Raw genomic sequence first — 19253 nt, forward strand, 5'->3', positions numbered from 1 at the left:
CCGGGGTCGCCGTCACCCGATCGGGGCAGGTGAGGGCAATCGCGAAGGACACCCCCGCTGGGCCTGCGGCCGTAGTGTTTCCGCCAGGGCGCGCGCCGGGGGCCGCCGCGGAGGGTGCCCGAGGACTGGTGAGGCTCCCCGGATTCGGGTACATACGGACGAGTAGTACCGAACGGTAATCGGTCCCCACTCCGCGGCGAGGTGAGCTCCTCATGACCGCTCCGACCAAGCCCAAAGTCACCGAACGCGAAGCCCGGCAAGTGGCCGAGGCCGCACGCGAGCAGGACTGGCGAAAGCCGAGCTTCGCCAAGGAACTGTTCCTCGGCCGCTTCCGGCTCGACCTGATCCACCCGCACCCGCTGCCGTCCCCCGAGGACGTCCAGCGCGGCGAGCAGTTCCTCACCCGGCTGCGCGAGTTCTGCGAGACCAAGGTCGACGGCGCGCTCATAGAGCGCGAGGCCCGCATCCCCGACGACGTCGTCAACGGCCTCAAGGAACTCGGGGCCCTCGGCATGAAGATCGACGTCAAGTACGGGGGGCTCGGCCTCACCCAGGTCTACTACAACAAGGCGCTCGCCCTGGCGGGTTCGGCGAGCCCGGCCATCGGCGCGCTGCTCTCCGCCCACCAGTCCATCGGCGTACCGCAGCCCCTGAAGATCTTCGGCACCCAGGAGCAGAAGGACACCTTCCTGCCCCGCTGCGCCCGCACCGACATCTCCGCCTTCCTGCTCACCGAACCGGACGTCGGCTCCGACCCGGCGCGGCTGGCCACGACCGCGGTGCCCGACGGAGACGACACGTACGTACTCGACGGCGTGAAACTGTGGACCACCAACGGTGTCGTCGCCGACCTGCTCGTGGTCATGGCCCGCGTCCCGGCAGGGGAGGGCCGCAAGGGCGGCATCACGGCCTTCGTCGTGGAGGCCGACTCCCCCGGCATCACCGTCGAGCACCGCAACGCGTTCATGGGCCTGCGCGGCATCGAGAACGGCGTCACCCGCCTCCACCAGGTCCGAGTACCCGCCGCGAACCGCATCGGCCCCGAGGGCTCCGGGCTGAAGATCGCCCTCACCACCCTCAACACCGGCCGGCTCTCCCTCCCCGCCATGTGCGCGGGCTCCGGCAAGTGGTGCCTGAAGATCGCCCGCGAATGGTCCGCCGCCCGCGAGCAGTGGGGCAAGCCCATCGCCCGGCACGAGGCGATCGGCTCCAAGATCTCCTTCATCGCGGCGACGACCTTCGCCCTCGAAGCGGTCCTCGACCTGTCGTCCCAGATGGCCGACGAGAAGCGCAACGACATCCGCATCGAAGCGGCCCTCGCCAAGCTGTACGGCAGCGAGATGGCCTGGCTGATGGCCGACGAACTGGTCCAGATCCGCGGCGGCCGCGGATTCGAGACGGCCGCCTCCCTCGCAGCCCGCGGCGAACGCGCCGTACCCGCCGAGCAGTTGCTCCGCGACATGCGCATCAACCGGATCTTCGAGGGGTCCACCGAGATCATGCACCTGCTGATCGCCCGGGAGGCCGTCGACGCCCATCTGTCGGTGGCCGGCGACCTCATCGACCCCGACAAGTCCCTGTCGGAGAAGGCGAAGGCCGGCGCCGGCGCCGCCGCCTTCTACGCCCGCTGGCTCCCGAAACTCGTCACCGGTCGGGGCAGGCTCCCGCGCTCCTACTCCGAGTTCCACCCCGCGGGGCACACCGACCTCTCCCCGCACCTGCGCTACGTCGAGCGGTCCTCCCGGAAGCTCGCCCGCTCCACCTTCTACGCAATGTCCCGCTGGCAGGGCCGGATGGAGACCAAACAGGGCTTCCTCGGCCGGATCGTCGACATCGGCGCCGAACTCTTCGCGATGAGCGCGGCCTGCGTCCGCGCCGAGATGCTGCGCACCACCGGTGAGCACGGGCGCGAGGCCTACCGGCTGGCCGACGCCTTCTGCCGGCAGGCGCGGCTGCGTGTGGAGGAGCTCTTCGACCGGCTCTGGAGCAACACCGACGAGCTCGACCGCAAGGTCGTCGCCGGTGTGCTCGACGGCGCCTACACCTGGCTGGAGCAGGGCGTCGTCGACCCCAGCGGCGAAGGGCCGTGGATCGCCGACGCCACCCCAGGCCCGGCCACCCAGGAGAACGTCCACCGCCCCATCCGCTGACCCGGGCCGTGCGCGGCCGGTCCGCGCCCGTCCGCCCACGGACACCGCCCCTGCCGACCCGGCGGCACGGCAGGGGCACCCGTGCGGCAAGAATGGGGGGATGAGCGACAGCCCAGCCCCCCTCGCCGACCCGCACATCGTCTTCGACCCCTCCGAAGGCCGCCGGGACATCGTCGTCCTCGGCTCCACCGGGTCCATCGGCACCCAGGCCATCGATCTGGTCCTGCGCAACCCCGACCGGTTCCGGATCACGGGGCTCTCCGCCGCGGGCGGCCGGGTCGCCCTGCTCGCCGAACAGGCACACCAGCTCCGGGTACGGACCGTCGCCGTCGCCCGCGAGGACACCGTCCCCGCCCTGCGCGAAGCCCTCGCCGCCCGGTACGGCGCCGGTGAGCCGCTGCCCGAGATCCTCGCGGGCCCGGACGCGGCCACCCAGCTCGCCGCATCGCCCTGCCACACGGTCCTCAACGGCATCACGGGCTCCATCGGGCTCGCCCCCACCCTCGCCGCCCTCGAAGCCGGCCGCACCCTGGCCCTCGCCAACAAGGAGTCGCTGATCGTCGGCGGCCCGCTCGTCAAGGCGCTCGCCAAGCCCGGCCAGATCATCCCCGTCGACTCCGAGCACGCGGCGCTCTTCCAGGCGCTCGCCGCCGGCACCCGGGCCGATGTACGCAAGCTGGTCGTCACCGCCTCCGGCGGGCCCTTCCGCGGCCGCACCCGCGCCGAACTGGCGCACGTCACCCGTGAGGACGCCCTCGCCCACCCCACCTGGGCCATGGGCCCGGTGATCACGGTGAACAGCGCCACACTGGTCAACAAGGGCCTGGAGGTCATCGAGGCCCATCTGCTCTACGACATCCCCTTCGAGCGCATCGAGGTCGTCGTGCACCCCCAGTCGTACGTTCACTCGATGGTGGAGTTCACCGACGGCTCGACGCTCGCCCAGGCCACCCCGCCCGACATGCGCGGCCCCATCGCCCTCGGCCTCGGCTGGCCCCAGCGGGTGCCGGACGCCGCCCCGGCCTTCGACTGGGCCACGGCGTCCAGCTGGGAGTTCTTCCCCCTCGACACCGAGGCCTTCCCCGCCGTGGGACTCGCCCGGCACGTCGGCGCGCTGGGAGGAACCGCCCCTGCGGTGTTCAATGCCGCGAACGAGGAGTGCGTCGAGGCATTTCTCGCAGGCAGACTCCCGTTCAACGGCATCATGGACACCGTCACCGAGGTCGTGACCGAGCACGGGACCCCCCGCGGGGGAACTTCCCTCACGGTCGGGGACGTCCTCGAAGCGGAGACCTGGGCGCGGGCCCGGGCCCGTGAACTGGCCGGGGAACTCACCGGAGAGAGCACAGCGGAGGCGCGCGCATGACGATGATCCTGATGACGGTCCTCGGCGTACTGATCTTCGTCGTCGGTCTGCTCGTCTCGATCGCCTGGCACGAGCTGGGTCACCTCTCGACCGCCAAGCTCTTCGGCATTCGTGTCCCGCAGTACATGGTCGGCTTCGGCCCGACCATCTGGTCCCGCATGAAGGGCGAGACCGAGTACGGCATCAAGGCGCTCCCGCTCGGTGGCTACATCCGCATGATCGGCATGTTCCCGCCGGGGCCGGACGGCCGGATCGAGGCCCGGTCCACCTCCCCTTGGCGCAGCATGATCGAGGACGCCCGCTCGGCCGCCTTCGAGGAGCTCCAACCGGGCGACGAGACACGGCTCTTCTACACGCGCAAACCGTGGAAGCGCGTGATCGTCATGTTCGCCGGCCCGTTCATGAACCTGGTCCTGGCCGTCGCGATCTTCTTCGGCGTCTTCATGACCGTGGGCGTGGCCCAGCAGACCACCACCGTCGAATCGGTCCAGCCCTGCGTCATCGAGCAGACCGAGAAGCGCCGGGACTGCCGGTCCAGCGACCCGGAGGCGCCGGCCAAGGCGGCCGGTCTCCGGGCCGGCGACACGATCGTCGCCTTCAACGGCAAGCGGGTGGACGACTGGCAGACGCTCTCCGAGAGCATCCGCCGGACCATCGGCCCCGCCACCGTCACCGTCGAGCGCGACGGCCGGGAGACGGTGCTGAACGCCACGCTCACCAGCAACAAGGTCGCCCAGAAGGACGAGAACGGCAACATCGTCCCCGACAAGTACGTCGAGGCCGGCTACCTCGGCTTCGCCGCGGAGACCGTCGACAAGCCGCTCACCCTGGCCCAGTCGGCCGACCGGATGGTCGACATGATGGAGTCCGGCGTCCAGGCCCTGGTCGACATGCCCTCCAAGGTCCCCGACCTGTGGAACGCCGCCTTCAACGGCGCCGAACGCAAGGCCGACTCCCCGGTGGGCGTCGTCGGAGCCGCACGCATCGGCGGCGAGATCTTCGGTCTCGGCCTGCCGATGGAGAACACGATCGGCATGTTCCTGTTCCTCGTCGCGGGCTTCAACCTCTCCCTCTTCCTGTTCAACATGCTGCCCCTGCTGCCCCTCGACGGCGGACACATCGCGGGGGCGCTCTGGGAGTCCCTGCGCCGCAACGTCGCACGCCTGTTCCGGCGTCCCGACCCGGGACCGTTCGACGTGGCCAAACTGATGCCCCTCGCGTACGTCGTCGCCGGCATCTTCATCTGCTTCACCCTGCTCGTCCTCATCGCGGACGTCGTCAACCCCGTCCGCATCTCCTGAGAATCCTGTGAGCAGAAGGGCCGGACACCCCCGGGTGTCCGGCCCTTCACGTCCGGTCCCGCTCCCGGCTGACACACGGACGTGATGTGCTCCGCGCAAGGCTCGTGCCGTAGTCTCGGAGACCGGAGCCCGCTCCTATCGGGACCTTGATCCACACCTTGGGGTTGCACAGCAGATGACTGCGATTTCTCTGGGAATGCCGTCCGTTCCGACGAAGCTCGCCGAGCGCCGCAAGAGCCGGCAGATCCAGGTCGGATCCGTGGCGGTCGGTGGAGACGCACCCGTATCGGTGCAGTCGATGACGACGACCCGTACCTCGGACGTGGGCGCCACGCTCCAGCAGATCGCCGAGCTCACCGCGTCCGGCTGCCAGATCGTCCGGGTCGCCTGCCCGACCCAGGACGACGCCGACGCCCTGGCGACCATCGCGAAGAAGTCCCAGATCCCCGTCATCGCGGACATCCACTTCCAGCCGAAGTACGTCTTCGCCGCAATCGACGCGGGCTGCGCCGCGGTCCGCGTCAACCCGGGCAACATCAAGCAGTTCGACGACAAGGTCAAGGAGATCGCCAAGGCCGCCGGGGACGCCGGCACCCCGATCCGCATCGGCGTGAACGCCGGTTCCCTCGACCGGCGGCTGCTCCAGAAGTACGGCAAGGCCACGCCCGAGGCGCTGGTCGAGTCCGCACTCTGGGAGGCCTCGCTGTTCGAGGAGCACGGCTTCCACGACATCAAGATCTCGGTCAAGCACAACGACCCCGTGGTCATGGTCAACGCCTACCGGCAGCTCGCCGCCCAGTGCGACTACCCGCTGCACCTCGGAGTCACCGAGGCCGGACCGGCCTTCCAGGGCACCATCAAGTCCGCCGTCGCGTTCGGCGCGCTGCTCAGCGAGGGCATCGGCGACACCATCCGCGTCTCGCTCTCCGCGCCGCCGGCCGAGGAGGTCAAGGTCGGCATCCAGATCCTGGAGTCGCTGAACCTCCGCCAGCGCCGGCTGGAGATCGTCTCCTGCCCCTCCTGCGGCCGCGCCCAGGTCGACGTCTACAAGCTCGCCGACCAGGTCTCCGCCGGCCTGGAGGGCATGGAGGTGCCGCTCCGCGTCGCCGTCATGGGCTGCGTCGTCAACGGCCCCGGCGAGGCCCGCGAGGCCGACCTCGGCGTCGCCTCCGGCAATGGCAAGGGACAGATCTTCGTGAAGGGCGAGGTCATCAAGACCGTGCCGGAGTCGAAGATCGTGGAGACCCTCATCGAGGAGGCCCTGAAGATCGCCGAGCAGATGCAGGAGGACGGCATCGCCTCCGGCGAGCCCCAGATCTCCGTCGCCGGCTGACCCGCCGTCGCGCTCACCGGAACCGCGGTCCTGCTCACCGGACCGCCGTCCTGCCCGGCAGCCCCTGCGCACCGTTCACCGACCCCGCTCCGCGCCCAGGCGCGGAGCGGGGCCGCAGCCGTGTTCGGCACGCCCGGCGCCCGCCGGGTACAGTGCGGAGATCAGCAGACCTGATGGTGAGGCCCCCACGTGTTGACGCAGACCACCACCCGGGTCCTCGAACCCAGCGACCTCGACGCAGCGCTCGCCGTCCTGGACCGTGACCCCGTCACCAACGCCTTCGTCGCCTCCCGCGTCCGCGCCGCGGGACTGGACCCCTGGCGGCTCGGCGGCGAGATGTGGGGCTGGTACCAGCAGGGCGCCCTCACCTCTCTCTGCTACTCCGGCGCCAACCTGGTGCCCCTCTGCGCCACCCCTGACGCCGTGCGCGCCTTCGCCGACCGCGCCCGCCGCGCCGGCCGCCGCTGCTCCTCGATCGTCGGCCCCGCGGAAGCCACCGGCCGGCTCTGGAAGCTCCTCGAACCCAGCTGGGGCCCCGCCCGCGAGGTACGCGCCAACCAGCCGCTCATGGTCACCGAGACCATGCCCGAAGGAATCGAGCCCGACCCCTGCGTGCGCCGCGTCCGCAAGGACGAGATGGACGTGATCATGCCGGCCTGCGTGGCCATGTTCACCGAGGAGGTTGGCGTCTCACCGCTCGCCGGCGACGGCGGACTCCTCTACCAGGCGCGCGTCGCCGAACTCGTCGGCGCCGGCCGTGCCTTCGCCCGCATAGAAGACGGCGAGGTCGTCTTCAAGGCGGAGATCGGCGCCGCCACCCCTCAGGCCTGCCAGATCCAGGGCGTCTGGGTCGCCCCCGGGCACCGCGGCCGCGGCCTCTCCGTCACCGGCATGGCCGCCGTCCTCCGCTACGCCCTCGACGAGGTCTCGCCGGTCGTCAGCCTCTACGTCAACGACTTCAACACCGCGGCCCGAGCCTGCTACCGCCGTGTCGGCTTCCGGGAGACCGGGGCCTTCATGAGCGTGCTCTTCTGACATCTGTTGCGTGCTCTTCCGACATCCACACCCGCGGCCGACGAGTAGGGTCGAGCCCATGATGGACGTCGTGGTCGGCCCCCTCGACCTCACCGCACGCGTCGACGACGCACTCGCCGTACAGGCCGTCGCCTTCGGGCTCAGCGACGACGAAGTCAGCGTGCGCCGCCACATCGTCCTGCGGCACCTCACCAACCCCGGCGCCCGCGCGTTCGGCGCGACCACCCGGGACGGAAGCCTCGTGGGCTTCGTCTACGGCATGCCCAACGACCGTACCCACTGGTGGTCCACCGTCGTCGAGCCGTACATGCGCAGGCGCGGCACTGACGGATGGCTCGACCAGTCCTTCGTCATCACCGAACTGCACGTCCACCCCGACTACCAGGGACGGGGCCTCGGCCGCTCGCTGATCACCACGATCACCGACACCGCGGCCGAACCCCGGTCGATCCTCTCCGCGATCGACACCGAGAGCCCGGCCCGCGTGCTGTACCGCGCACTCGGCTACACCGACCTCGCAAACCAGGTCTACTTCCCGTCCGCGGCTAGGCCCTACGCCGTGATGGGGGCACCCCTGCCGCTGCGCAGGGACTGAGCCCGGACCGTTGCCGCGGCCGCCGTACGCCCAATGGATTTCCGCGTGCCCCCGGGCCCCGGCTAACCTCCTGGGACCACCTTTCACACGCAGGAGAGAACCCCATGGCCCAGGTCCAGCGCATGTCCCGGTTGATGGTCAAGACATTGCGCGACGACCCGGCGGACGCCGAGACGCTCAGCCACAAGCTGCTCGTCCGTGCCGGCTACGTCCGCAGGACGTCCGCCGGCATCTGGACCTGGCTGCCGCTGGGCAAGAAGGTGCTGGAGAACATCACCCGCGTCGTGCGCGAGGAGATGGACGCCATCGGCGCCCAGGAGGTGCTGCTGCCGGCGCTCCTGCCCAAGGAGCCCTACGAGGCCAGCGGCCGCTGGGAGGAGTACGGCGACCTGCTCTTCCGCCTCAAGGACCGCAAGGGCTCGGACTACCTCCTCGGCCCGACGCACGAGGAGATCTTCACCCAGGTCGTCAAGGACCAGTGCACGTCCTACAAGGACCTGCCGGTGATGCTCTACCAGATCCAGACCAAGTATCGGGACGAGGCCCGCCCCCGCTCCGGCGTGCTGCGCGGCCGCGAGTTCCAGATGAAGGATTCGTACTCCTTCGACACCACCGACGAGGGCCTCGCCGAGTCCTACCGGCTGCACCGCGAGGCCTACATCAAGATCTTCCGCCGTCTCGGCCTGGACCACCGCATCGTCTCCGCGGTCTCCGGCGCCATGGGCGGTTCGGCCTCCGAGGAGTTCCTGGCGCCCGCCGCGGCCGGCGAGGACACCTTCGTCGACTGCCCGAACTGCGACTACGCGGCCAACACGGAAGCGGTCACCTTCCGCACCGAGCCGGAGGACGGCACGGCCCACGGTCCCGTCGAGGAGCTCGACACCCCCGACACCCCCACCATCGAGTCGCTCGCCGAGCACCTGGGCGTTCCTGCCTCCGCGACCCTGAAGAACCTCCTGGTCAAGGTGGACGGCGAGATCACCGCCGTCGGCGTGCCCGGCGACCGTGAGGTCGACCTCGGCAAGCTGGGCGAGCACCTCGCCCCCGCGGTGGTCGAACTGGTCACGGCCGAGGACTTCGAGGGCCGCCCCGACCTGGTGCGCGGCTACGTCGGCCCGCAGGGCCTGGAGAAGGTCCGCTACATCGCCGACCCGCGGGTCGCACCCGGCACCGCCTGGATCACCGGCGCCAACAAGCCCGACAAGCACGCGAAGAACGTCGTCTGCGGACGCGACTTCGAGGTCGACCAGTACCTCGACGTCGTGGTCGTCGAACCCGGCGACCCCTGCCCGCAGTGCGGCGCCGGACTCAAGCTCGACAAGGCGATCGAGATCGGCCACATCTTCCAGCTGGGCCGGAAGTACGCCGACGCCTTCCAGCTCGACGTCCTCGGCCAGAACGGCAAGCCCGTCCGCGTCACCATGGGCTCGTACGGCGTCGGCGTCTCACGCGCCGTGGCCGCGCTGGCCGAGCAGACCGCCGACGAGCAGGGCCTGTGCTGGCCCCGCGAGGTCGCCCCGGCCGACGTGCACGTCGTCGCCGCCGGCAAGGCGCTGCAGACCGAACTCGCCCTCGACGTAGCCGAGAAGCTGAACGCCGCGGGCGTGCGGGTCCTCGTCGACGACCGTGCCGGTGTCTCGCCGGGCGTCAAGTTCACCGACGCGGAGCTGATCGGCGTCCCGAAGATCCTCGTCGCCGGCCGCCGCTCGGCCGAGGGCGTTCTCGAGCTGAAGGACCGCCGTACGGGCGAGCGCGAGGAGATCACCGTCGACGAGGCCGTCGCCCGCCTCAGCGCGTGACGACGCGCGGCGCATGACGACGTCTCGCGTATGACCAAGGGCCCGGGCTCCAGCCCCGGGCCCTTCGGCGTGTCCGGGCGTGACACCGGGAAGGACCCGACCCCGAGGATCAGACCCCGAGGATCAGACCCCGAGGATCAGACCCCGGGGATCAGAGCCAGCCCGCGAACTCCAACAGCAGCTCGGCGTCCTGGTGACGCCCGGCCGCACGGGCGCGGACGCCCGACTCGACCGCCCGGAAGAGGGTCCAGCCGTGCAGACGGGCGCGGTCCACATCGAGGGAGTCGGCGAGCCGGCTGACCCGCCGACGGGCCGCCGCCGCGCCCGAGGGGGCGGCGATCAGGTCTTCGACACGGTCGCGTACCAGCCGGGCCAGGTCATAGGCGCGCTCCCCGACGAGGGGCTCCGGACCCACCGCCAGCCAGGGGGCGCGGTCACCGGCGAGCACCTTGCTCTGGCGGAAGTTGCCGTGCAGCAGCAGGACCTCGGAGGAGGACCCGACCAGCTCGGAACGGGCCGCGAGGGCAGCCTCCACCAGGGCCGCGCTCTCCGCGTCCGCGTGGCGCCGCATCGGCTCGGCCTCCCGGCGGGTGCGCTCCTCGACCGTCTCGAAGGGATGCCCCTCGGCCGGCGGGACCCACAGCCGCCGTACCGTTCCGGCGGCCTCCAGCAGTGCCTTCGCCTCGGGCAGCGAGCGCAGCGACACATCGGGATGCAGCCGCTCCAGCAGCAGCGCCCCCGAGTCCGCGGTGCCGTCCAGCAGCCGCACCGCGCCCGAGCCGTTCCAGTGCTCCAGCGCCGCACGCTCCAGATCGGGACGGGCCCGGGCCGGCGCGATCTTCAGCGCTGCCGGGGTGCCGTCCGGCCGGCGGACGAGGACGACCAGGCTGCTCCGGCCGCCGGGGGCCTGCACCCGGTCGGCGGTCAGTCCCATGCCGGCCATCGCCTCGTCGGTGAGTGCGGGCAGCCGTGCGAGCCACTGCTGCGCCGCCGCGTCACCGTACGTCTCGCCGAGCGCTCGTACGAGCCGCTGCGGCGGTTCGAAAGCCATGCGTGCGTCGTCCCTTGGTCAGGTACCTGAGGGGGCTGCCGTCGCGGTGGCCGGAACCGACCGTTCGGCGAGCCCAGGAAAGGCTACGCTCCCGCCGCGCCAGCGAACCGCCCGCACTGCCGCCTCGCGCAGCGCGCCCGCCGCGTCCCGCCGCAGCGGCCCCCCGGCGGCCCGCACCAGGTCTCCGTAGACGCCCGCGATCCGCTCCTCCAGATGGGCGGCGAGGCGGGCCGCCGCCGCTCCGTCCGGCACCGGGAAGGGCAGCGCGTAGCCGGCGGCGGCCGGCACCGGGGTGCCGCCGAGGTCGCGCACGGTGCGCTCCAGCATGTCGCGGCGCGCGCGGTGCGCGGTGTAGGCGTCGCGGGCCTCGGCCGTGCGGTCGGCGCCGACCCGGGCGCCGACGACCCCGTATCCGTAGACGGCGGCGTGCTCGGCGGCGAGGGCGGACTGCGCGGCGGTGAGTGCGGTGTCGGTCACGAGCGGTTCCCTTCCGTCAGCAGGTACGCGTGCGCGGCGGCAGCCGCGGCGACGGACGCGAGCAGCCGCGCGAGCTCCGGCGGGGCCGTCTCCAGGGCCTTCAGATGGGTGTCCGAAACCCGTCGGGCGGCGGACGCGAGGTCCCGGAGCGCGGCCGCCGGCTCGGCGGCGACGGCCGGCCGGCCCGCGACCCCGGCGCCCGGCGCGGCGGGCGGCGAAGCAGGGGCGGACGGCGCGGCCGAGGGGCTCGTTCCGGCGGCGGGCCGTGCGGACCCGGGGGACAGCGCCTCGGCGTGCCGCTCCGTCTCGGCCCGCAGGACCGCGATCCGGTCCGCGGTCGACGGATGCCGCGCGGTCACCGCGTCGTACAGTCCGAGGAGTTCGAGGCTGGTGCGGGCGGACCGCTGCCGCAGTGCCGCCTCGGCACGGGCGGCCGCCCTGCGCCGCCGGGCGGCGGCGTCCTCCTCGCGGCTCCGCGCGCCGTCGTCGGAGCAGCCCGCGAGCAGCGCCGCGGCGGCGCCCGTCGCGAGGAGCGCGTGTCTCCGGGTGGGTCCGCTGCTCGGCACGTCCGCCTCCTCTGGCCGGGGCCCGCGCCCTCCGTCACTGATCACCGCAGGCGAGCGTACCCGCGGGTCAAGCGCAGGTGGACGGCAACACCCCCCGCGACCGGATACCCTTTGATCTGACACGCGACGTATCCACAACAGCACACGCGGCCGAGGAGTCACCCGGATGAGCACCACCCAGAGCGAGAGGCTGCGCGGGCTGGTCGAACCGCTCGTCAGCGCCAAGGATCTGGATCTGGAAGAGATCGAGGTGTCCCGGGCCGGAAGGCGTCGCGTGCTGAGGATCGTCGTGGACTCGGACGAGGGCGTGGAGCTGGACGCCTGCGCCGATCTGAGCCGTGTCATCTCCGAGAAGCTCGACGACTCCGACGTCATGGGCGACGACGAGTACGTCCTCGAAGTGAGCTCCCCGGGTGCGGAGCGCCCGCTCAAGGAGCCCCGTCACTACGTACGCGCCACCGGCCGGCTGGCCCGGTTCCACCTGCACGAGGGCGGCGAACTGGTCGCGCGCATCCTGCAGGTGGACGAGGACGGACTGGACCTGGAGGTCCCGGGCGTGAAGGGCCGCAAGGCCACCACCCGGCGGATCTCGTTCGAGGACGTCGACCGCGCGCGTGTGGAGATCGAGTTCAGCCGCAAGGACAAGAAGGAAGAGGAGGCGTAGCCGTGGACATCGACATGAGCGCCCTGCGGGGCCTGGTGCGGGAGAAGGAGATCTCCTTCGACCTGCTGGTCGAGGCGATCGAGTCGGCCCTCCTCATCGCCTACCACCGCACCGAGGGAAGCCGCCGCCACGCGCGTGTCGAGCTCAACCGCGAGAACGGGCACGTGACGGTCTGGGCGAAGGAGGATCCGGCGGAACTCGAGGAGGGCCAGGAGCCCCGCGAGTTCGACGACACGCCGTCGGGCTTCGGCCGGATCGCGGCCACCACCGCCAAGCAGGTGATCCTCCAGCGTCTGCGGGACGCCGAGGACGAGATCACCTTCGGGGAGTTCGCCGGCCGGGAGGGCGACGTCGTCGCCGGTGTGGTCCAGCAGGGCAAGGACCCCAAGAACGTGCTGGTCGACATCGGCAGGCTGGAGGCGATCCTGCCGGTGCAGGAGCAGGTCCCCGGCGAGGACTACAGTCACGGCACCCGGCTGCGGACGTACGTCGTCCGGGTCGTCAAGGGTGTCCGTGGTCCGTCCGTGACGCTGTCCCGCACCCACCCGAACCTGGTGAAGAAGCTCTTCGCGCTGGAGGTGCCGGAGATCGCGGACGGTTCGGTGGAGATCGCCGCCATCGCCCGCGAGGCCGGCCACCGCACCAAGATCGCCGTTCGGTCCACCCGTTCGGGTCTGAACGCCAAGGGCGCCTGCATCGGCCCGATGGGTGGCCGGGTCCGCAATGTGATGGCCGAACTGCACGGCGAGAAGATCGACATCGTCGACTGGTCGGACGACCCCGCCGAGATGGTCGCCAATGCCCTGTCACCCGCACGGGTGAGCAAGGTGGAGGTCGTGGACCTCGCATCGCGCTCCGCACGGGTGACGGTGCCGGACTACCAGCTGTCGCTGGCGATCGGCAAGGAGGGGCAGAACGCCCGTCTGGCCGCACGGCTCACCGGATGGCGCATCGACATCCGCCCGGACACCGAGCAGCCGCGGACAAGGCCTGACGAGCCCGCGGACAAGGACTGACCAGCCCGCCCCGGCCGGCCGCGGGCCATACAGCGGATTTTGAGACATCAAGTGTTCGATTTTTCCCCCAAAGGGGTTAGGTCGGCGCGGGGAGGTAGACTTAAGCGTGTCTGGCCGGACGCATGCCCGCGCATGCCCTGAGCGAACCTGTGTGGGATGCCGGGAGCGAGCGGCCAAGAACGAACTGCTGCGCATCGTGGCGGTCGGGGACGCCGTCGTCCCCGACCCTCGCGGTACGCTGCCCGGCCGGGGTGCCTATGTACACCCCGCCTTGGTCTGTCTCGACCTGGCGGTCCGCCGCCGGGCGTTCCCCAGGGCCTTCCGGTCCAGGGGACCGCTCGATGCCGCGGACGTCCGCCGGTACGTCGAGCAGGCAGCACCGTGAGCAGTGACGGAAACAGAAGTACGGCACGGAACCCCGTGCGGTCAGGTACCTCGCGAGTCGGAAGTAGGTCGAGATTGCGATGAGCACTCGATGAGTACGCGATGAGTACGCCCATGAAGTAGCGACGGTCCGGCGACAATCCGGACCTAAAAGGAGCGAAGTGGCTAAGGTCCGGGTATACGAACTCGCCAAGGAGTTCGGCGTGGAGAGCAAGGTCGTCATGGCCAAGCTCCAAGAACTCGGTGAATTCGTCCGTTCGGCGTCCTCGACCATCGAGGCGCCGGTTGTGCGCAAACTGACTGACGCTTTCCAGCAGGGCAGCGGCTCCGGCCGCGCCGCCGGTAAGCCCTCGGCCCCCAAGAAGGCCGCCCCCAAGCCCGCCGCGCCGTCCCCGGTGCAGGCGGCACGTCCGGCTGCCCCCAAGCCCGGCGCCCCGGCCCCCCGGCCGGCTGCTGCCGAGGCCTCGGCGAGCAGCGCTCCCGCAGCGGTCCCGAGCCCGGGCCCGCGTCCCACTCCGGGTCCGAAGCCCGCGCCCAAGCCGGCGCCCGCGGCTCCGGCCGCCCCGGAGTTCACCGCGCCTCCGTCGGCCCCCGCGGCCGGCCCCCGGTCCGGTGCCCCGACCCCCGGCCCGCGCCCGGCGGCTCGTCCGTCCGGCTCCGGCCGCCCCGAGTCGGGCCGTCCCGGCGCCCCGAAGCCGGGCCAGCAGGCCCCGCGTCCGGGTGCCCGCCCCGCGGGCCCGCGTCCGGGCAACAACCCCTTCACGTCCGGCGGCTCCACCGGCATGGCGCGCCCGCAGGCGCCCCGTCCGGGTGGTGCCCCGCGTCCCGGCGGCCCCGGTGCTCCGGGTGCCCCGCGTCCCCAGGGCGCCGGTCAGGGCGGTCCCCGTCCGCAGGCCGGTGCCGGCGGTCCGCGCCCGACCCCGGGTGCCATGCCGCGTCCCCAGGCTCCGCGTCCCGGCGGCGGCCCGGCCGGTAACCGTCCCAACCCGGGCATGATGCCGCAGCGTCCCGCTGCCGGCCCGCGTCCGGGCCCCGGCGGCGGCGGTCGCGGCCCCGGTGGTGCCGGCCGTCCCGGTGGTGCCGGTCGTCCCGGCGGCGGCTTCGCGGGTCGTCCCGCGGGTCCCGGCGGCGGCGGTCGTCCGGGCGGCGGCGGCGGCTTCGCCGGCCGTCCCGGTGGCGGTGGCCCCGGCGGCGGTGGCGGCGGCTTCGGTGGCGGCGGTGGCCGTCCCGGCTTCGGCGGCCGTCCCGGCGGTCCGGGTGGCCGTGGTGGCACGCAGGGTGCGTTCGGCCGTCCCGGCGGTCCGGCGCGTCGTGGCCGCAAGTCGAAGCGGCAGCGGCGCCAGGAGTACGAGGCCATGCAGGCCCCGTCCGTCGGCGGCGTGATGCTGCCTCGTGGCAGCGGCGAGACCGTCCGTCTGTCGCGCGGTGCCTCCCTCACCGACTTCGCGGAGAAGATCAACGCCAACCCGGCGTCGCTCGTCGCCGTGATGATGAACCTCGGCGAGATGGTCACGGCCACGCAGTCCGTCTCGGACGAGACGCTGCAGCTCCTGGCCGGCGAGATGAACTACACCGTTCAGATCGTCAGCCCGGAGGAGGAGGACCGCGAGCTCCTCGAGTCCTTCGACATCGAGTTCGGCGAGGACGAGGGCGGCGAGGAGTTCCTGGTCGCGCGTCCGCCGGTGGTGACCGTCATGGGTCACGTCGACCACGGTAAGACCCGGCTGCTGGACGCGATCCGCAAGACGAACGTCATCGCGGGCGAGGCCGGCGGCATCACGCAGCACATCGGTGCGTACCAGGTCTCCACCGAGGTCAACGACGAAGAGCGGCGCATCACCTTCATCGACACCCCGGGTCACGAGGCGTTCACCGCCATGCGTGCCCGTGGTGCCAAGTCGACCGACATCGCGATCCTCGTGGTGGCGGCCAACGACGGTGTCATGCCGCAGACGGTCGAGGCGCTCAACCACGCCAAGGCCGCGGACGTCCCGATCGTCGTCGCGGTCAACAAGATCGACGTCGAGGGCGCCGACCCGACGAAGGTGCGCGGTCAGCTGACCGAGTACGGCCTGGTGGCCGAGGAGTACGGCGGCGACACCATGTTCGTCGACATCTCCGCCAAGCAGGGCCTGAACATCGACAGCCTGCTGGAGGCCGTGGTCCTGACCGCGGACGCCGCCCTGGACCTCCGGGCCAACCCGGAGCAGGACGCGCAGGGCATCGCGATCGAGTCCCACCTCGACCGCGGCCGCGGTGCCGTCGCGACCGTCCTGGTCCAGCGAGGCACCCTGCGGGTCGGCGACACCATGGTGGTCGGCGACGCCTACGGCCGTGTCCGCGCGATGCTCGACGACAAGGGCAGCAACGTCGAGGAAGCGGGTCCGTCGACTCCCGTCCTGGTCCTGGGTCTCACCAACGTCCCGGGCGCCGGCGACAACTTCCTGGTCGTCGACGAGGACCGCACGGCCCGCCAGATCGCCGAGAAGCGTGCCGCCCGTGAGCGCAACGCCGCGTTCGCCAAGCGCACCCGCCGGGTGTCCCTCGAGGACCTCGACAAGGTGCTCAAGGCCGGCGAGGTCCAGCAGCTCAACCTCATCATCAAGGGCGACGCGTCCGGTTCGGTCGAGGCCCTCGAGTCCTCGCTGCTCCAGCTCGACGTCGGCGAGGAGGTCGACATCCGTGTCCTGCACCGCGGTGTCGGTGCGGTCACCGAGTCGGACATCGACCTGGCGATGGGCTCCGACGCCATCGTGATCGGCTTCAACGTGCGCGCCGCAGGGCGTGCCACGCAGCGGGCCGAGCGCGAGGGCGTGGACGTCCGGTACTACTCGGTCATCTACCAGGCGATCGAGGAGATCGAGGCGGCCCTCAAGGGCATGCTCAAGCCGGAGTACGAAGAGGTCGAGCTCGGTACGGCGGAGATCCGCGAGGTCTTCCGCTCGTCCAAGCTGGGCAACATCGCCGGTGTGCTCATCCGCTCCGGCGAGGTCCGCCGGAACACCAAGGCCCGTCTCATCCGCGACGGCAAGGTCGTCGCGGAGAACCTCACCATCGAGGGCCTGCGTCGCTTCAAGGACGACGTCACCGAGATCCGCGAGGGCTACGAGGGCGGTATCAACCTCGGCAGCTTCAACGACATCAAGGTCGACGACGTCATCGCGACGTACGAGATGCGCGAGAAGCCGCGCGGCTGACGCGTGCCGTGTTCGGGGCCGGTCGGCGGGACGAAATCCCGTCGATCGGCCCCGGCCGTTGCGTGTACGGTGCTGATGTCCCTGCCAAGAGCGGGCGGGACATCGACCAAACCCGTACCGGCGGGACATCCGGACATACATGTATGTGGGGACGTTGTCCTTCGACCTGCTCCTCGGCGACGTACGGTCGCTGAAGGAGAAACGCTCCGTGGTCCGCCCGATCGTGGCCGAACTCCAGCGCAAGTACGCGGTGGCGGTGGCCGAGGTGGGCGGCCAGAACCTCCATCGCAGGGCCGAGATCGGCCTCGCGGCGGTGTCCGGGGACCCCGGACACCTCACGGACATACTGGACCGGTGCGAGCGCCTCGTCGCCGCCCGGCCGGAAGTGGAGCTGCTGTCGGTTCGACGGCGGCTGCACGGCGACGACGAATGACGGCTGTCTTCCCGGGGGCTGTGACACAGCGGCTCCGCCGCGGGCCCCCGGAACACACAGCAGGACAGAACAGAGAAGGGAACGGACCGGTGGCCGACAACGCGCGGGCCCGCAAGCTGGCCGATCGCATCCAGGTCGTGGTCGCGGAGACCCTGGACCGGCGAATCAAGGATCCGCGGCTGGGTTTCGTCACGATCACGGATGCCCGGGTGACCGGCGACCTGCGGGAGGCCACGGTCTTCTACACGGTCTACGGAGATGACGAGGAGCGTGCCGCCTCCGCGGCCGCCCTGGAGTCCGCGAAGGGCGTCCTGCGCTCCGAGGTCGGACGGCAGACCGGGGTCCGCTTCACCCCGACCCTGACGTTCGTCCCGGACGCTCTCCCGGACAACGCCCGCACCATCGACGACCTGCTCGACAAGGCGCGGCTCAAGGACGCCGAGGTACGGGAGGCGTCCACGGGCGCCACGTACGCCGGCGAAGCCGATCCGTACCGCAAGGCGGGCGAGGACGCCGACGAGGACGACCGGTAGGAATGAAGCACTCCGCAAAGGTGCCCGACGGTCTTGTCGTCGTCGACAAGCCGTCGGGCTTCACTTCGCACGACGTCGTCGCCAAGATGCGCGGGATCGCCAGGACCCGCCGCGTCGGGCACGCCGGCACCCTCGACCCGATGGCCACCGGCGTCCTCGTCCTCGGCGTCGAGCGGGCCACCAAGCTCCTCGGCCACCTCGCGCTGACCGAGAAGGAGTACGTGGGCACGATCCGGCTCGGGCAGACGACGATCACCGACGACGCCGAGGGCGAGATCACGTCCTCGGCCGACGCCTCCGGGGTGACCCGGGAAGCCATCGACGCGGGCGTGGCACAACTGACCGGCTCCATCATGCAGGTGCCGTCCAAGGTCAGCGCCATCAAGATCGACGGTAAGCGGTCGTACGCGCGCGTCCGCGGCGGCGAGGACTTCGAGATCCCCGCCCGCCCGGTGACCGTCTCGTCCTTCCAGGTGTACGACGTCCGCGAGGCCGTCGCCGAGAACGGCACCCCGGTGGTGGACCTCGTCGTCTCCGTCGTCTGTTCCTCCGGCACGTACATCCGCGCCCTCGCCCGCGACCTCGGCGCCGGGCTCGGCGTCGGCGGCCACCTGACGGCCCTGCGCCGCACCCGGGTCGGCCCGTACAAGCTGGACCGGGCCAGGACCCTCGACCAGCTCCAGGAGGAGCTGACGGTCATGCCCGTCGCCGAGGCCGCCGCGGCCGCGTTCCCGCGCTGGGACGTGGACGAGAAGCGCGCCCGGCTGCTGCTGAACGGGGTCCGGCTCGACATGCCCGCCTACCCGGCGGGTCCCGTCGCCGTGTTCGGCCCGGACGAGCGCTTCGTCGCGCTCGTCGAGGAACAGCGGGGGAAGGCCAGGAGCCTGGCGGTCTTCGGCTGACACGGGCGCCGTCCCGGCCTCCGGCCCCGCGTCCGTGGTGCTGACGGCCGGCGATCGGCTGTGGCTGACGCCGGTCCTGTTCCGGCCTCCGGCCCATCTCCGAGTTCCGGTCCCTGGCGTACGTTGCCGGGACCGCTCGTCGGCGGTGTCGCCGGGCCGGTTCTCTACCGCCGCTCGTCGGCTGGTCTCGTGGGGTGCGGCCGTCCGCCGTCGGTCGGTGTCGACGGCGCTGTTCCGGCTGGTGCCGGTCTCCCGGTCTTCCTGTCTTCCTGCCCACGACGCAGTCTCGTCCCGGCGGAAGTCGCGGAACCGGTCGTCGGCTCGGGGCATGAGGCCGGTCGGTGTCGAGGCCGCCGTACCGGCTGGAGCCCGTGTTCCGGTCCCCGTCCGACGTCGTGCGCTACGGGTGTGTGGATCACGCCGTGGAACGGTCCTTGGCTGATGTCGTGGG

Annotated in this window: 17 protein-coding genes; 14 read left to right on the plus strand and 3 right to left on the minus strand. The window is 71.5% G+C overall.

Features of this window, described 5'->3' with window-relative positions:
- Positions 1-212 precede the first annotated feature (212 nt).
- The 7 genes from ACZ4Z5_RS23615 (at position 213) to ACZ4Z5_RS23645 (ending at position 9579) form a co-directional block, all read left to right on the plus strand.
- Entirely contained in the window at positions 213-2150 is a 1938-nt protein-coding gene (locus ACZ4Z5_RS23615; RefSeq protein WP_468265851.1) for an acyl-CoA dehydrogenase family protein, read from the plus strand.
- A 100-nt stretch (positions 2151-2250) separates the two neighbouring features.
- A complete protein-coding gene (dxr, locus tag ACZ4Z5_RS23620; RefSeq protein ID WP_468265853.1) occupies positions 2251-3516 on the plus strand; it encodes a 1-deoxy-D-xylulose-5-phosphate reductoisomerase in 1266 nt (421 codons plus the stop codon).
- Positions 3513-4817 (plus strand): M50 family metallopeptidase, encoded by a 1305-nt coding sequence (locus ACZ4Z5_RS23625; protein ID WP_468265855.1) that lies wholly within the window; start codon positions 3513-3515, stop codon positions 4815-4817. Before dxr ends, ACZ4Z5_RS23625 begins: the two co-directional genes overlap by 4 nt.
- A 175-nt stretch (positions 4818-4992) precedes the next feature.
- Entirely contained in the window at positions 4993-6150 is a 1158-nt protein-coding gene (gene ispG / locus ACZ4Z5_RS23630) for a flavodoxin-dependent (E)-4-hydroxy-3-methylbut-2-enyl-diphosphate synthase (RefSeq protein ID WP_468265857.1), read from the plus strand.
- A gap of 189 nt (positions 6151-6339) precedes the next feature.
- Entirely contained in the window at positions 6340-7185 is an 846-nt protein-coding gene (locus ACZ4Z5_RS23635; protein WP_468265859.1) for a GNAT family N-acetyltransferase, read from the plus strand.
- Between the two features lie 58 nt (positions 7186-7243).
- Positions 7244-7780 carry a GNAT family N-acetyltransferase gene (locus ACZ4Z5_RS23640; protein ID WP_468265861.1) on the plus strand — a complete coding sequence of 179 codons (537 nt, stop codon included), beginning with the start codon at positions 7244-7246 and terminating at the stop codon, positions 7778-7780.
- A gap of 104 nt (positions 7781-7884) precedes the next feature.
- Positions 7885-9579, plus strand: a complete 1695-nt coding sequence (locus ACZ4Z5_RS23645) for a proline--tRNA ligase (protein WP_468265863.1) — start codon at positions 7885-7887, stop codon at positions 9577-9579.
- Between the two features lie 151 nt (positions 9580-9730).
- On the opposite strand, the gene ACZ4Z5_RS23650 is transcribed toward ACZ4Z5_RS23645, so the two are convergent.
- The 3 genes from ACZ4Z5_RS23650 to ACZ4Z5_RS23660 are packed head-to-tail and all read right to left on the minus strand — an operon-like array spanning position 9731 to position 11673.
- Positions 9731-10630 carry an aminoglycoside phosphotransferase family protein gene (locus ACZ4Z5_RS23650; RefSeq protein ID WP_468265865.1) on the minus strand — a complete coding sequence of 300 codons (900 nt, stop codon included), beginning with the start codon at positions 10628-10630 and terminating at the stop codon, positions 9731-9733.
- A gap of 18 nt (positions 10631-10648) precedes the next feature.
- The gene (locus ACZ4Z5_RS23655; protein WP_468265867.1) at positions 10649-11107 is read right to left on the minus strand and encodes a ferritin-like domain-containing protein; all 459 of its coding nucleotides are present in this window, start codon (positions 11105-11107) and stop codon (positions 10649-10651) included.
- Positions 11104-11673 (minus strand): hypothetical protein, encoded by a 570-nt coding sequence (locus tag ACZ4Z5_RS23660; RefSeq protein WP_468265869.1) that lies wholly within the window; start codon positions 11671-11673, stop codon positions 11104-11106. Before ACZ4Z5_RS23660 ends, ACZ4Z5_RS23655 begins: the two co-directional genes overlap by 4 nt.
- Positions 11674-11839: 166 nt before the next feature.
- Here ACZ4Z5_RS23660 and rimP point away from each other — a divergent pair, with 166 nt between their 5' ends.
- The 7 genes from rimP (at position 11840) to truB (ending at position 18802) form a co-directional block, all read left to right on the plus strand.
- Complete coding sequence (gene rimP / locus ACZ4Z5_RS23665; RefSeq protein WP_468265871.1) at positions 11840-12337, plus strand: ribosome maturation factor RimP; 498 nt, start codon at positions 11840-11842, stop codon at positions 12335-12337.
- A 2-nt stretch (positions 12338-12339) separates the two neighbouring features.
- Complete coding sequence (gene nusA / locus ACZ4Z5_RS23670) at positions 12340-13353, plus strand: transcription termination factor NusA (protein ID WP_468265873.1); 1014 nt, start codon at positions 12340-12342, stop codon at positions 13351-13353.
- Positions 13354-13459: 106 nt separating this feature from the next.
- Complete coding sequence (locus ACZ4Z5_RS23675) at positions 13460-13738, plus strand: YlxR family protein (RefSeq protein WP_468265875.1); 279 nt, start codon at positions 13460-13462, stop codon at positions 13736-13738.
- Between the two features lie 160 nt (positions 13739-13898).
- Positions 13899-16934 (plus strand): translation initiation factor IF-2, encoded by a 3036-nt coding sequence (gene infB, locus ACZ4Z5_RS23680; protein WP_468265877.1) that lies wholly within the window; start codon positions 13899-13901, stop codon positions 16932-16934.
- A gap of 139 nt (positions 16935-17073) precedes the next feature.
- Positions 17074-17367: a DUF503 domain-containing protein gene (locus ACZ4Z5_RS23685; protein ID WP_468265879.1), complete on the plus strand. Its 294-nt coding sequence runs from the start codon at positions 17074-17076 to the stop codon at positions 17365-17367.
- 89 nt (positions 17368-17456) lie between these two features.
- A complete protein-coding gene (gene rbfA, locus ACZ4Z5_RS23690; RefSeq protein ID WP_468265881.1) occupies positions 17457-17900 on the plus strand; it encodes a 30S ribosome-binding factor RbfA in 444 nt (147 codons plus the stop codon).
- A 2-nt stretch (positions 17901-17902) separates the two neighbouring features.
- Complete coding sequence (truB, locus tag ACZ4Z5_RS23695) at positions 17903-18802, plus strand: tRNA pseudouridine(55) synthase TruB (protein ID WP_468265883.1); 900 nt, start codon at positions 17903-17905, stop codon at positions 18800-18802.
- Positions 18803-19253 lie beyond the last annotated feature (451 nt).

It is taken from the genome of Streptomyces sp. NPDC030222 (assembly GCF_055573115.1).

Bases quoted from the DNA above. Each gene is read 5' to 3' on its own strand.
- ACZ4Z5_RS23615 (WP_468265851.1), top strand. From the start codon at position 213: ATGACCGCTCCGACCAAGCCCAAAGTCACCGAACGCGAAGCCCGGCAA.
- dxr (WP_468265853.1), top strand. From the start codon at position 2,251: ATGAGCGACAGCCCAGCCCCCCTCGCCGACCCGCACATCGTCTTCGAC.
- ACZ4Z5_RS23625 (WP_468265855.1), top strand. From the start codon at position 3,513: ATGACGATGATCCTGATGACGGTCCTCGGCGTACTGATCTTCGTCGTC.
- ispG (WP_468265857.1), top strand. From the start codon at position 4,993: ATGACTGCGATTTCTCTGGGAATGCCGTCCGTTCCGACGAAGCTCGCC.
- ACZ4Z5_RS23640 (WP_468265861.1), top strand. From the start codon at position 7,244: ATGATGGACGTCGTGGTCGGCCCCCTCGACCTCACCGCACGCGTCGAC.
- ACZ4Z5_RS23645 (WP_468265863.1), top strand. From the start codon at position 7,885: ATGGCCCAGGTCCAGCGCATGTCCCGGTTGATGGTCAAGACATTGCGC.
- ACZ4Z5_RS23650 (WP_468265865.1), bottom strand. From the start codon at position 10,630: ATGGCTTTCGAACCGCCGCAGCGGCTCGTACGAGCGCTCGGCGAGACG.
- rimP (WP_468265871.1), top strand. From the start codon at position 11,840: ATGAGCACCACCCAGAGCGAGAGGCTGCGCGGGCTGGTCGAACCGCTC.
- ACZ4Z5_RS23685 (WP_468265879.1), top strand. From the start codon at position 17,074: ATGTATGTGGGGACGTTGTCCTTCGACCTGCTCCTCGGCGACGTACGG.
- truB (WP_468265883.1), top strand. From the start codon at position 17,903: ATGAAGCACTCCGCAAAGGTGCCCGACGGTCTTGTCGTCGTCGACAAG.